The 12,516-nt window shown below is 74.9% G+C and carries 9 protein-coding genes; 5 read left to right on the plus strand and 4 right to left on the minus strand.

Annotated features, from left to right (window positions below):
* Positions 1-41 precede the first annotated feature (41 nt).
* The 4 genes from eat (at position 42) to PH190_RS08710 (ending at position 4,888) form a co-directional block, all read left to right on the plus strand.
* Complete coding sequence (gene eat, locus PH190_RS08695) at positions 42-1,481, plus strand: ethanolamine permease (protein WP_274231093.1); 1,440 nt, start codon at positions 42-44, stop codon at positions 1,479-1,481.
* Positions 1,478-2,851 carry an ethanolamine ammonia-lyase subunit EutB gene (locus tag PH190_RS08700; RefSeq protein ID WP_274231094.1) on the plus strand — a complete coding sequence of 458 codons (1,374 nt, stop codon included), beginning with the start codon at positions 1,478-1,480 and terminating at the stop codon, positions 2,849-2,851. Before eat ends, PH190_RS08700 begins: the two co-directional genes overlap by 4 nt.
* The gene (eutC, locus tag PH190_RS08705) at positions 2,848-3,576 is read left to right on the plus strand and encodes an ethanolamine ammonia-lyase subunit EutC (RefSeq protein ID WP_274231095.1); all 729 of its coding nucleotides are present in this window, start codon (positions 2,848-2,850) and stop codon (positions 3,574-3,576) included. The genes PH190_RS08700 and eutC overlap by 4 nt, the downstream gene beginning before the upstream one ends.
* A 310-nt stretch (positions 3,577-3,886) precedes the next feature.
* Positions 3,887-4,888 (plus strand): hypothetical protein, encoded by a 1,002-nt coding sequence (locus tag PH190_RS08710; protein WP_274231096.1) that lies wholly within the window; start codon positions 3,887-3,889, stop codon positions 4,886-4,888.
* A 300-nt stretch (positions 4,889-5,188) separates the two neighbouring features.
* Here PH190_RS08710 and PH190_RS08715 read toward each other — a convergent pair whose 3' ends face one another.
* From PH190_RS08715 to PH190_RS08730, 4 genes are all read right to left on the minus strand, one after another.
* Positions 5,189-6,802, minus strand: coding sequence for a hypothetical protein (locus PH190_RS08715; RefSeq protein ID WP_274231097.1), 1,614 nt, complete (start codon positions 6,800-6,802; stop codon positions 5,189-5,191).
* Positions 6,799-8,238 (minus strand): YibE/F family protein, encoded by a 1,440-nt coding sequence (locus tag PH190_RS08720; protein WP_274231098.1) that lies wholly within the window; start codon positions 8,236-8,238, stop codon positions 6,799-6,801. The genes PH190_RS08715 and PH190_RS08720 overlap by 4 nt, the downstream gene beginning before the upstream one ends.
* Positions 8,239-8,429: 191 nt before the next feature.
* Positions 8,430-9,800 carry an acyl-CoA dehydrogenase family protein gene (locus PH190_RS08725; RefSeq protein WP_274231099.1) on the minus strand — a complete coding sequence of 457 codons (1,371 nt, stop codon included), beginning with the start codon at positions 9,798-9,800 and terminating at the stop codon, positions 8,430-8,432.
* 129 nt (positions 9,801-9,929) lie between these two features.
* Positions 9,930-10,784, minus strand: coding sequence for an SCO6745 family protein (locus PH190_RS08730; protein ID WP_274231100.1), 855 nt, complete (start codon positions 10,782-10,784; stop codon positions 9,930-9,932).
* A gap of 114 nt (positions 10,785-10,898) precedes the next feature.
* On the opposite strand from PH190_RS08730, the gene PH190_RS08735 reads away from it, so the two are divergent.
* Positions 10,899-12,437 carry an Rv2578c family radical SAM protein gene (locus tag PH190_RS08735; protein ID WP_420791605.1) on the plus strand — a complete coding sequence of 513 codons (1,539 nt, stop codon included), beginning with the start codon at positions 10,899-10,901 and terminating at the stop codon, positions 12,435-12,437.
* The last annotated feature ends 79 nt before the right edge of the window (positions 12,438-12,516 follow it).

Consider the following 12,516-nt stretch of genomic DNA (forward strand, 5'->3'; position numbering starts at 1 on the left):
CTCACGCTGTGCGCTCCGGGGGCGAGGGGAAGGGGACGCGGATGGCGGAACAGGTCGGTTCGACCCCGGCGACGGGCACCGGGAGCAGCGACTACCTCGCCGCCCGCCAGCTGCGGGCGGGCTCGGCGAGCTGGGTGCTGCTGGCCGGGCTCGGCGTCGCATACGTGATCTCCGGCGACTACGCCGGCTGGCACTTCGGGCTCGCCCAGGGCGGGTGGGGCGGCCTCGCGGTCGCCGCGGTGCTCATGGCCCTGATGTACACGTGCATGGTGCTGGGCCTCGCCGAGATGTCCTCGGCGCTCCCGGCGGCCGGCGGCGGCTACACCTTCGCCCGCGTCGCCATGGGGCCCTGGGGCGGCTTCGCCACGGGCGCGGCGATCCTCCTCGAGTACGCCGTCGCCCCCGCGGCGATCGCGACCTTCATCGGCGGCTACGTCGAGTCGCTCGGCCTGTTCGGGATCACCGACGGCTGGTGGGTCTACCTCGCCTGCTACGTGATCTTCGTCGGCGTGCACCTGCTCGGCGTCGGCGAGGCGCTCAAGGCCTGCTTCGTCATCGCCGCGATCGCGCTGGTCGGTCTGGTGCTCTTCGCGGTCGGCGGCGTCCTGTCGTTCGACGCCGCCAACCTGTTCGACATCCCGGTCACCGACGCGGCCGGCGCGTCGCCGTTCCTGCCGTTCGGCCTGGTCGGGGTGTGGGCGAGCTTCCCGTTCGCGATCTGGTTCTTCCTCGCCGTCGAGGGCGTCCCGCTCGCGGCGGAGGAGGCCCGCGACCCCGTGCGGGCGGTGCCGCGCGGGATCATCGTCGCGATGGCCGTGCTCGTGGTCGCGGCGGCCGCGGTGCTGCTGCTCGCACCCGGCGCCCAGGGGTCGCAGGCGCTGTCCGAGAGCGAGAACCCGCTGGTCAGCGCCCTGGAGACCGGCCTCGGCGGGCCGTCGTGGCTCTCGACCACCGTCAACTACATCGGCCTGCTCGGGCTCGTCGCGAGCTTCTTCTCGATCATCTACGCGTACTCGCGGCAGACGTTCGCGCTCTCCCGCGCCGGCTACCTGCCCCGCGTGCTGTCCAAGACGAACGCCCGCAAGGCCCCGACGCTGGCGCTGGTCATCCCGGCGCTCATCGGCTTCGTCCTCGCCGCCACCGGCAACGGCGACATCCTCATCAACCTCGCGGTGTTCGGGGCGACGCTGTCGTACGTGCTGGTGATGGTCGCCCACCAGGTCCTGCGCGCCCGCCACCCCGACCTGCCCCGGCCCTACCGGACCCCGGGCGGGCGGGTCACCACCGGCATCGCGCTCGTGCTCGCCCTCGCCGCGGTGGTGGCGACGTTCCTCGTCGACGTCGTCGCCGCCCTCTGCGCGCTGGGCGCGTTCGCCGTCCTCATGGCCTACTTCGGGCTGTACTCGCGTCACCACCTGGTCGCGGCCGCGCCCGACGAGGAGTTCGCGGCGCTGGCGAAGGCGGAGGAGGAGCTGGAATGAGCTGGTCCACCACCCTCGGCGGGCACTCCTACTCCTTCGCCGACCTGCGCGACCTCCTCGCCAAGGCCACCCCGCTGCGCTCGGGCGACGTGCTCGCCGGGGTGGCCGCGGAGTCCGCCGCCGAGCGCGTCGCGGCCCAGACCGTGCTCGCCGACGTGCCGCTCGCGCACTTCCTCGACGAGGCCGTCGTGCCCTACGAGGACGACGACGTCACCCGGTTGATCATCGACTCGCACGACGCCGAGGCCTTCGCCCCGGTGCGCTCGCTGACCGTCGGCGGGTTCCGGGACTGGCTGCTCTCGTGGGAGGCCGACACCGCGGCGCTCACCGCGCTGGCCCCCGGTCTCACGCCGGAGATGGTGGCGGCGACGAGCAAGCTCATGCGGGTCGGCGACCTCGTCGCCGTCGCCCGCAAGACCCGCGTGGTCACGGGCCTGCGGACCACGATCGGGCTGGAGGGGCGGCTCGCGACGCGGCTGCAGCCCAACCACCCGACCGACGACGCCGTCGGCATCACCGCCTCGCTCGTCGACGGGCTGCTGCACGGCGCCGGGGACGCGGTCGTCGGCATCAACCCGGCCACCGACCGCCCGTCGACCGTGCTCGCGCTGCTCGAGCTCGTCGACGACGCCCGCCGGCGCCTCGACGCCCCCATCCAGTCGTGCGTGCTCACCCACGTCACGACGACGCTCGAGCTGCTCGAGCAGGGGGCGCCGGTGGACCTGGTGTTCCAGTCGGTGGCCGGCACGCAGGCCGCCAACCGGGGCTTCGGGGTCACGCTCGACCAGCTGCGCGAGGCGCGGGAGGGCGCGCTCGCGCTGGGCCGGGGCACCGTGGGCTCGAACGTGACCTACTTCGAGACGGGCCAGGGTTCAGCGCTCTCGGCGGACGCGCACCACGGGGTCGACGAGCAGACCCTCGAGGCCCGCGCCTACGCGGTGTGCCGAGCGTTCGACCCGTTGCTGGTCAACACGGTCGTCGGGTTCATCGGGCCGGAGTACCTCTACGACGGCAAGCAGATCCTGCGCGCCGGCCTGGAGGACCACCTCTGCGGCAAGCTGCTCGGCGTCCCGATGGGCGTCGACGTCTGCTACACCAACCACGCCGAGGCCGACGCCGACGACACCGACACGCTGCTGCTGACGCTCGGGGCGGCGGGGTGCGGGTTCGTCATCACCGTGCCGGGTGGCGACGACATCATGCTCAACTACCAGTCGCTGTCGTTCCAGGACGTGCTGCAGGTCCGGCAGACGCTCGGCCTGCGCCCGGCGCCGGAGTTCGAGGCGTGGCTGGCGTCGGTGGGGCTGCTCGACGACCGTGGCCGCGTGCCGCAGCTCGTGCCCGAGCCGATCCGGGCGTTGATGGCGTGAGCGGTCCCGATCCGTGGGAGACGTTGCGCGCCGCGACCCGGGCGCGCGTCGGGCTCGGCCGCGCGGGCGACGGGCTGTCGACCGCCGAGAACCTCCGCCTCGCCGCCGCCCACGCCCAGGCCCGCGACGCCGTGCACACGGCGCTCGACGTCGACGCGGTCGTGGCGGCGCTGGGGGAGCGGGCCGGGCCGGTGGTGCGCTCGCAGGTGGCCGACCGCACCGAGTACCTGCAGCGTCCCGACCTGGGGCGGCGGTTGGCGCCTGATCACGGGCTGCAGGCCGATTCGTTCGACCTGGCCGTGGTGGTCGCCGACGGGCTCTCGGCGCGCGCGGTCGCCGACCACGCCGTCGCCGTCGTCGACGCCCTGCTGCCGCGCCTCGAGGGGTGGTCGGTGGCGCCGGTCGTCGTGGCGCTGCAGTCGCGCGTGGCGCTCGGGGACGAGATCGCCGCGGCGCTCGGGGCGCGGATGGTGCTCGTGCTCATCGGCGAGCGGCCCGGCATGTCGTCGCCCGACTCGCTGGGCGCGTACCTGACGTGGGAGCCCCGCGTCGGGCGCGTCGACTCCGAGCGCAACTGCGTGTCCAACATCCGCCCGCCCGACGGCCTGGGCTACGACGCGGCGGCCGAGGTGCTCGCGGCGCTCATGCACGAGGCCTTCCGCCGGCAGCTCACGGGCGTGGAGCTCAAGGACACCGGCGCGGCCCTGCCGCCGGCGGCGGGCTGAGCGGGCTCGCTCGAGGTCGGGTGATCAGCAGGTCGAGTGATCAGCAGGCCGATAGGCACGTCGGCGGGCGTCGTCCGCGTGCCTTTCGGCCTGCTGATCTCGCGCGTGCGTGGGCCCGGCTCGGAGTTCCGGCCGCTGCGCGAGGTGCCTTCGGCTGATCTTGATACGCCATGCGGATGAATGAATTCGTCACTCCTCCGTGTCCGCTTCGTTACTCGGTGCGTGGTGGCCGACGGCGACCACGTCATCCACGGGGCGGAAGGACACCACACGCATGGGTCTTCACAGGGCGAAACTCGGACGTCGGGGGATGGTCGCACTCGCGGCCACCGGGGCCCTGATCGTCGGCGGCGGGGCCGCGGCGATGGTCGGCGCGGGCAATGCGGCACCGCTGCCGGAACTGCCCGGGGCGCCCTCCGTCCCGGGTGTCGGAACGACGTACGTGCTGCCGGACCTGGCGCCGTTCACGCGGACCGCCACGACCGGCACCTCGGAGGTGTCGGAGGAGTTCGGCGCCCCGATGGGCGGTGGTGAGGCCGCGCTCCGCCTGATCACGCCCGGCGGCAGCGACAAGGCCGCGATCCGGACGACCGAGGACGGGGGCACGCCCCTCTCGGCGTGGACGGGAGCGGCATACAGCGCTTTCCAGGGCGAGGCGGACGTCGACATCCAGTTCCCGAGCATGCAGCTCGTGGTCGACTTCGCTCCGGACGACCCCGCCGTCGGCTTCTCGACGCTCACCTACGAGCCGGCGAACAACCCCGGCGATCCGACGACCGCCGGCGAGTGGCACCGCTACGCGGCCGGAGCAGGCCTGTGGTGCTCGACGCGGGCGATCCCGGAGGTCATCAGCGAGGAGCAGCGCAACTGCTCCTTCGGCGGAGCGAAGCCCCTGGCCGCGTACTTCACCGCGCACCCGACCATCCGCGTCGATGCGCTCGTGATCAACCAGGGCAGCGGCAACCCCGGGCTCGACGCCGCGGTCGACCTCGTGACGACGCCGACCACGACCTACGACTTCGAGCTCACGGAGCCCGAGCTGCCCGAGGTCCCGGGCACCGACCCGTGCGAGGAGCCGACCGTCCCGGGCCTGCCGGGTGAGGGCGGCGAGAACGGGGGCAACGAGGGCCACGAGAACGGTGGCCAGGACGAGCCCAAGGGTCACGAGAACGGTCACAACGGCGGCCACGAGAACGGCGGCAACGAGCGCCACGAGAACGGTGGCAAGGACGAGCCCGAGGGTCACGAGAACGGCGGCCACGACAACGGCGGCAACGAGGGCCACGAGCCGCCGCAGTGCTCGGGGTCGTGATCAGGGAGTCTGATCCCGACTCGCCGTCGCGACCGCGTCAGTGACGCGGAGGACGCCCTCGCTGCTCCCGGAGCAGCGAGGGCGTCCTTCGTTCGCCGGCCGCCCGGGACGTGTGGAGATCAGCAGGACGCCAGGCACCTCGAGACGCCGCGCCGGGTGCGTCACGTCCTCGTGATCTCTACGGCTCAGCTCCTGATCCGAGCCGCGCGGTCCGCCTGGAGATCAGCAGGACGCCAGGCACCTCGAGAGGCTGCCCCCGGTGCCTCACGTCCTGCTGATCACCCGGCCGGGCGCGCGGTGCTACTCGCTCGACCGCTTGCGGCCCGGCAGCCGGTCGACGACCCGCCCGAGGCGCTCGGTCGTGCCCTGCAGCGGCGCGAGGGCGTCGGCGAGGACCCCGATCTGCTGGTCGAGGTTGTCGATGCGCCCGGCGAGGGTGCGCAGGTCCGGGCTGACCTTCTGCAGCTCGCCGGCGGCGGTGGTCAGCGAGGTGTCGAGGTGCTCGAGGCGCGGCGGCACGTCGGGGAACGTGGTGTCGGCGTGCCGGGCGAGGGTCTCGACGTGCCCGATCGCCCCGGTCAGCTTGCGGATCTCGTCCACCGCGCCCGCCATCTGCCCCAGGGCGGGCGCGGCCTCGGCGAGGGCGTGGAGGTCGTCGACGGCCGCGGTGAGCGCGTGGAGGTCGTCGACCGCGCCGGCCAGCGACGACAGCGTCGGGACCGCCTCGGCCAGGCGCGCGATCGTCGGGACGGCGTCCGCGAGTGCGGCCACGGTGGGGACGGCGTCGGCGAGCCGCCCGACCGACGGCACCCCGTGCGCGATCTGCGCGACCGAGCCGGTGGCGCCGGCGAGCGTGCGCAGGTCGCCCGTGGCGCCGGCCAGCGTGCCGAGGTCGTCGACCGCCCCGGCGATCTGCTGCAGGGTCGGGACGGCGCCCGCGAGGTCGGCGAGGTGGGGCACGGCGGCGCCGAGCTCCTGGAGGGCCGGCGCCACCTCCGCGAGGCGGTCGAGCACCGGCGCGGCCTCGCCCAGCTGCTGCAGCGCCGGCACGGCCGAGGCCAGCGCCGCGATGTCCCCGCGCGCCTCGCCGATCTGCTGCAGAGCTGGCACGGCGAACGCGAGCGCGGCGATGTCCCCGCGGGCGTCGCCGATCTGCTGCAGCGCCGGCACGGCGGAGGCGAGGGTCGCGATGTCCCCGCGCGCGTCCCCGATCTGCTGCAGCGCCGGCACCGCGGAGGCGAGGGTCGCGATGTCCCCGCGCGCCTCGCCGATCTCCTGCAGCGCCGGCACCGCGGAGGCCAGGGCGGCGATGTCCCCGCGCGCCTCGCCGATCTGCTGGAGCGCCGGCACGGCCTCGGTCAGCGCGTGGATGTCGGGCGCGGCACCGGCGATCGCCTGCAGCGCCGGGGCGGCCTCGGCGAGGGCGTGCAGATCGTCGGTGGCCTGGCCCAGGCGGGTGAGCGCTGGCGCGGCGTCGGCGAGCCGGTCCAGCGACGGGACCGCGCTCGCGATCCGCTCGAGGGTCGGCACGGCGCGGGCGATCGCGTGCAGGTCGTCGACGGCGCCGGCGAGCCGGTCGAGGGCGTCGGTGGCGTAGGACAGCCGGGTGAGGTCGGGGGCGAGCTCGTCGAGGGTGCTGCGCAGGCCCGACGCGACGGGCAGGAGCTGCTCGAGCATCGACACCAGCCGCGGCACGGCGCGCAGGGCGTCGGCGACGAGCGGGCTGAGGTCGGCGGTGGTCCGGGCGCCGGAGGTGGCGATGTCGGCGATGCCGCGCACGATCGCCGGCCCGTGCAGCGTCAGCTCGACGGCCGTGCGGGTGGAGGCCACGACGAGGGCGCGGGCCGTGTCGAGGATGCCGCTGGGGGCGGACTCGACGGCGCGCGGCAGTGCCCGGGGCGCGGGACGGGTCATGCGGGCTCACTCCGGGGGCTGGTGCCGGCGCTCGTGCCGGAGCTGACGGCGCGGACGACGACGGCGGCGAGGACCGTGGTGACCGGGACCGACGCCACCAGCCCGATGCTGCCGACCAGGGTGCGCACGACCTCCTGCGCGACGTCCTCCGCCGTCAGCAGGTCACCCGGACCCCGCCCCGCCAGCGCGAACAGCAGCAGCAGGGGCAGCGCCGCCCCGGCGTAGGCGAGCACCAGCGTGTTCACCGCGGAGGCGACGTGGTCCCGACCGACACGCATGGCGGAACCATAGAGGTCATTCAGCCGAGCGGCCGGGTCTGCGCGGTGCAGCTCCCAGACGGCGCTGGTCTGGGTGACGGTCACGTCGTCGAGCACCCCCAGCGCGCCGATGATCACACCGGCGAGCAGGAGGCCGCGCAGGTCGAGGCCGGGTCCGAGCACGCCGGCGAGCTCCGAGGCCTCCTCGCCGAGACCGGTCAGGCGGGACAGGGCGGCGAAGAGCACCGCGAGGACGCCGATCAGCCCGAGGCTCGCCAGCGTCCCCAGCGCGGCCGTCGCGGTGCGCGCCGAGACGCCGTGGGTCAGCGGCAGCACGACGCCGACGATGAGCCCCGACGCCGTGAGCGCGACCGGGACCGGCGACGACCCCGTGGCCAGCGCCGGGAGCACGAAGAGCCCGATCACCCCGAGCGTCACCCCGAGCGCCACGAGCGCCGCGAGCCCCTGCCAGCGCCCCAGGAGGAGGACCGCCAGCGCGAAGGCGGCGCCGAGCACGAGCAGCGGCGAGCCGCGCTGGAAGTCGACGATCGTGTAGGTCAGCGGGTCGGTCGGGTCGCCGCCGGCCCAGCCGAGGACGACCGGGTCGCCGACCGCGAACCGCGGCGAGCCCGGCGTCGCCGGGACGAGGGTGAGGATCGTGGTGCCGGGCGCGGGGCCGTCGGCCAGGCGCACCGTGACGGCGACACAGCCCTCGCCGGGCGCGGGGGAGGGCAGGTTGGGGTCGGTGCAGTCGGACTCGCCGGACGCGCGCAGGACCTCGCCGTCGACGGGGGTCTGGGAGCCGAGGCCCGGCGCACCCTGCCCGCTCGCCGCGCGCTGGGCGACCGCGGCGTACTCACCCGGCGAGGGCGCGAGCGTCACCAGCCCGACGAGGACCGCCAGCGCGCAGGGGACGAGCAGCGCGGCGAGCAGGACGCGGACCCGCCGCGCCGAGGCCCCCTCGAGCCCCCCGCCCTCGTGCCCGTGCCCGTGGCATTGCCCCGCGCTCTCGACCGGACGCCGCCGCCCCGACCGCCCCGACTGCCCCGACTGCCCCGACCGGGACGTCGCCCGGGGTGTGCCAGCCTGGCGTCCACGCTGGCGCTGGATGCCAGGATCTCCCCCATCTCGCGCCCCGTCGGCCCGTCGTCCGCGGGGTGCCGCGTCGACTGTGCCCACCGTTTCCTCGTCCTGGATGCGGATCGGGCCGGTGGGGGCGTCGTCCCCGTCGACCGTCGCCGAAGCCGCGCGCGAGCGGCGCGCCGGTGGCCGGGGGGAGGTCACTGCGCCATCATCGCCGGGCCCGCGGCGCTGTCCGAGATGGGGGCTTTCCTGACGATGAGTGCCGGCGTGGACGCCAGGCCGGCACCTCAGGCCCCGGGTGAGGCGAGCTTGCCCCCGAGGCGCAGGACGGGCTCGGGTGCCTTGGTGGCGAGCTTCATGAACACCTCGCCGGCGCGGGCGCGCACCAACGAGCCGTGGCCGAACTTCCGCGACAGGCCGCGCTTGTCCCCGGGCAGGCGGTGGTGCACGGGCTCGGCGGTCGAGTCGAGGTCGGACAGCGTCCGCCCGATGACCATGCGCTGGATCTCGCTCGTGCCCTCGAAGATCGTGTAGAGCTTGGCGTCGCGGTACCACTTCTCGACCGGCAGGTCGTCGACGTAGCCCCAGCCGCCGCAGGTCTGCACGGCCTGCTCGGCGGCGCGCACGGCGACCTCGGAGGCCTTGAGCTTCGACATCGAGCCCTCGCCGACCTGGAACGGCACGCCGTTCGCGGCCATCCACGACGCCCGCCACGTGAGCAGGCGCGCGGCGTCGATGTCGGCGGCGAGGTCGGCCAGCGGGAACGACACGCCCTGGTTGGCGATGATCGGCCCGCCGAACGCCTCCCGGTCGCGGGCGTAGGCGCAGGCGTACTCGAACGCCGCGCGGGCCACGCCCAGCGCCATCGCCGCGACCATCGGACGGGTCTGCTCGAACGTCCCCAGGGCCGCCGGCTTGCCCTCGCCGCGGCGCGCCTTCTCCAGCTTGTGCTCGAGCTTGTCCTCGCCGCCGAGGAGCTGGTCGGCGGGGATGCGGCAGTTCTCGAACTTCAGCTCGGCGGTGTGGGAGGCCCGGTGCCCGAGCTTGCGCAGCCGCCGCACGTGCTCCATGCCCGGCGTGTCCTTGGGGACGACGAACATCGCCTGACCCTTGGTGCCCAGCTCCGGGTCGACGACGGCGTTGACGATGGTGACGTCGGCGATCCCGCCGTTGCCGATCCAGATCTTCTCGCCGTCGAGTACCCAGGAGTCGCCGTCCTTGCGGGCCCGGGTCTGGAGGTTCGCGACGTCGCTGCCGCCCTGGGGCTCGGAGACGGCGAGCGCGGCGAGCTTGATGTCGCCGGGCTCGCCGAACATCTCCGGGGCCCAGCGGGCGAGCTGCTCGGGCGTGCCGGCCTGGTTGAGCGCCGAGAGGGCGAGGGCGGGCAGGACGACGGTCAGCCCGATGCCCGCGCAGCCCCAGAAGATCTCCTCGAGGAACAGCGGCAGGGACAGGCCGGTCGGGTCGGCGATGAGGTCGGCGTAGAAGAGCGGGCTGTAGAAGCCCTCCTGCGCGGCCTTGTCGACGATCTCCCAGGGGCACTCCTCGGCGGCGTCGTACTTCGGGGCCGCCGGACGGATGACGTCCTCGGCGAAGGCGTGGGCGCGGCGCACCAGCTCGTGGTGGGCCGGCGTGAGCTCGAGGGTGAAGGCACTCATCGCCGGGCCTCCTGCTGCTTGGTCTCCGCCGTCTCCACCACCGGACGCCACCTCCTGGTCCCGGAGCAGCTGCTCCACCTGCTGTTACCACCCAGTACCGCGTACCGACGGTACCGAAACGTGGTGACGTCAGGGCAGGACGAGGCCGACGGGGTTGCCGGGCGGGAAGGCATGGCCCGCGACGACGGCGTCGACCAGCGGCGCGAGGAGCCCGGCGAGCCGGTCGGTGCCCTCCCGTCCGAGAGCGGCCCAGGGCCGGGCGGCCAGGCGGTCGGTGGCCGCCTCGATCTCCGCGTGGCCGGCTCGTCCGGCGTCGGTGAGCCGGCCCGTGTCGTCCAGCCAACCGCGCTCGCGGAGCTCTGCCGCACCTGCGGCCCAGGCGTCCTCGTCGAAGCGCCGGGCCTGCCGGGTGGTCGAGCCGTTGAGCTCCCCGGCGGCCTCCTTGAGCCGGTGCGCCGCAACCGGCCCGAGCCCCGACGCGACGAGCACCGAGACGTGTCCGTCGCCCCGGTGCTCGCGCAGGGTCGTCGCCGCCTGCCACAGCGCGCGGACCGGCTCGTCCGGGCGGGGCAGTCCCTGGTTCGCCGCGCCCAGCACGCGGCCCTCGACGTCGGCGGCGTCCGCGGCGGCGCCGGCCAGCTCGGCGGCCTCGGCGATCACGGGCCGGTGCGCCACCTCCTCGCCGAGCAGCCGGTGCAGCGCGGCACCCGCGCCGACCGAGCGGGCGGTCAGGCAGCGCTCCGGGTCGGCGAGCTCCCAGGCGTCGGGCAGTGCCCGCTCGAGGCGCAGACGGTGGAAGCCGTGGAAGGCGGCGTACGCGACCTCCGGGCCGACCGCGCCCAGCGGCGCCGAGCGCTGGGCCACGTAGGCCATCCAGAACCCGCGCAGGCCCGCCGCGTCGGCCGCCGTCCGGGCCTCCACGGTGAAGTAGGTGACCGCGTGCAGCGGCTCGAGCAAGGTCCACAGGCGTCGGGCGTCGTCCACGCGCATGATGGTCCTCGCCGACGGTGGCTTGCCGCACCATCGAACACGTGTTCGAATGGTTCTGTGCGGTGGGACGAGCAGAAGGTCGCGGGCGGGCCCGAGGAGCTCCCGGGCATGCCCGCGCTCAAAGGGCTGGTGCGCAGCGTCCGGACGCCGGAGTTCGCCGGCATCACCTTCCACGAGGTGCGGGCGCGCTCGGTGCTCAACCGCGTGCCCGGGACGTCGCCGATGCCCTTCTCCTGGACGGTGAACCCCTATCGGGGCTGCAGTCACGCCTGCACCTACTGCCTCGCACCGGACACGCCGGTGCTCATGGTCGACGGCACCAGCGTGCGGCTGGCCGACGTCCGCGTCGGCGACCTCGTGGTCGGCACCGCGATGCGCGGCGGGGTCCGCAGCCTCGTGCCGACGCCGGTCCACGACGCGTGGACGACGACGAAGCCGGCGTGGCGCGTGCGCCTCGTCGACGGCACCACCATCGTGGCCAGTGCGGACCACCGGTTCCTCACCCCGCGCGGCTGGGTGCACGTGCGCCCGGAGGGATGCGAGGGCACGGATCGGCCGCACCTGCGGGTCGGCGACGTCCTCGTCGGCGCCGAGACCCTCGCCGACGAGGCGTTCCGCCGGCCCGGGTCGCCGCCGGTCGCCCCGCCCCCGCCGAACGAGGCGCCGGGCGGGCGGGCGGTGGTCGCCGTGGAGGACCTCGGCGGCGAGCGTCCGCTGGCCGACCTCACCACCGGCACCGGCGACTTCGTCGCCGACGGCGTCATCAGCCACAACTGCTTCGCCCGCAACACCCACACCTACCTCGACCTCGACGCGGGCGACGACTTCGACCGTCAGGTGGTCGTCAAGCTCAACGCGCCGGAGGTGCTCGCCCGCGAGATGCGCGCGCCGCGCTGGGCCCGCGAGCACGTCGCGATGGGCACCAACACCGACCCCTACCAGCGCGCCGAGGGTCGCTACGCCCTCATGCCCGGGATCATCCGCGCGCTCGGGGGCACGGGGACACCGTTCTCGATCCTCACCAAGGGCACGCTGCTGGCCCGCGACCTGCCCGAGCTCACCGCGGCCGCCCGCGACGTGCCCGTCGGCGTCGGCGTCTCGCTGGCCCTGCTCGACCCCGAGCTGCACCGCCGCGTCGAGCCGGGCACGCCGACGCCGCGCGCCCGGCTCGACCTCGTGCGCCGCATCCGCGACGCCGGCCTCCCGTGCGGGGTGTTCGTCGCGCCGGTACTGCCCGGGCTCACCGACACCGACGAGCACCTCGACGCGCTGCTCGGCGAGATCGCCGACGCGGGCGCGAACGGGGCCAGCGTGATCGCGCTGCACCTGCGCCCGGGCACGCGCGAGTGGTTCCACACCTGGCTCGCCCGCGAGCACCCCGAGCTCATCGAGCGCTACGCCGCGCTCTACCGTCGCGGCGCCTACGTCGACGCCGCCTACCGGCAGGACCTCGCCGCCCGCGTCCGCCCGCTGCTCGAGCGCCACGGGCTCACCGGCGGCGGGCACGCCATGGGCGGGCGCCAGGGGTACGGCGAAGGCATCGACGGGCGCGAGGGCAAGGGCGGCTGGCCCGACGGGTCGATGCCGCCGCCCACGGTGCCGGAGGCGGTGGTGACGGCGCCGGCCGAGCAGCTCTCGCTGCTCTGACGGCTGGACGTCGGTGTCCTTGCCTGCGCGTCGGGGTCCTCGGCGGCGCGGAGCGATCTCTCGGTGATCGCCGGGACCG

This window comes from Actinomycetospora straminea (assembly GCF_028737255.1).
GTDB lineage: Bacteria > Actinomycetota > Actinomycetes > Mycobacteriales > Pseudonocardiaceae > Actinomycetospora > Actinomycetospora straminea.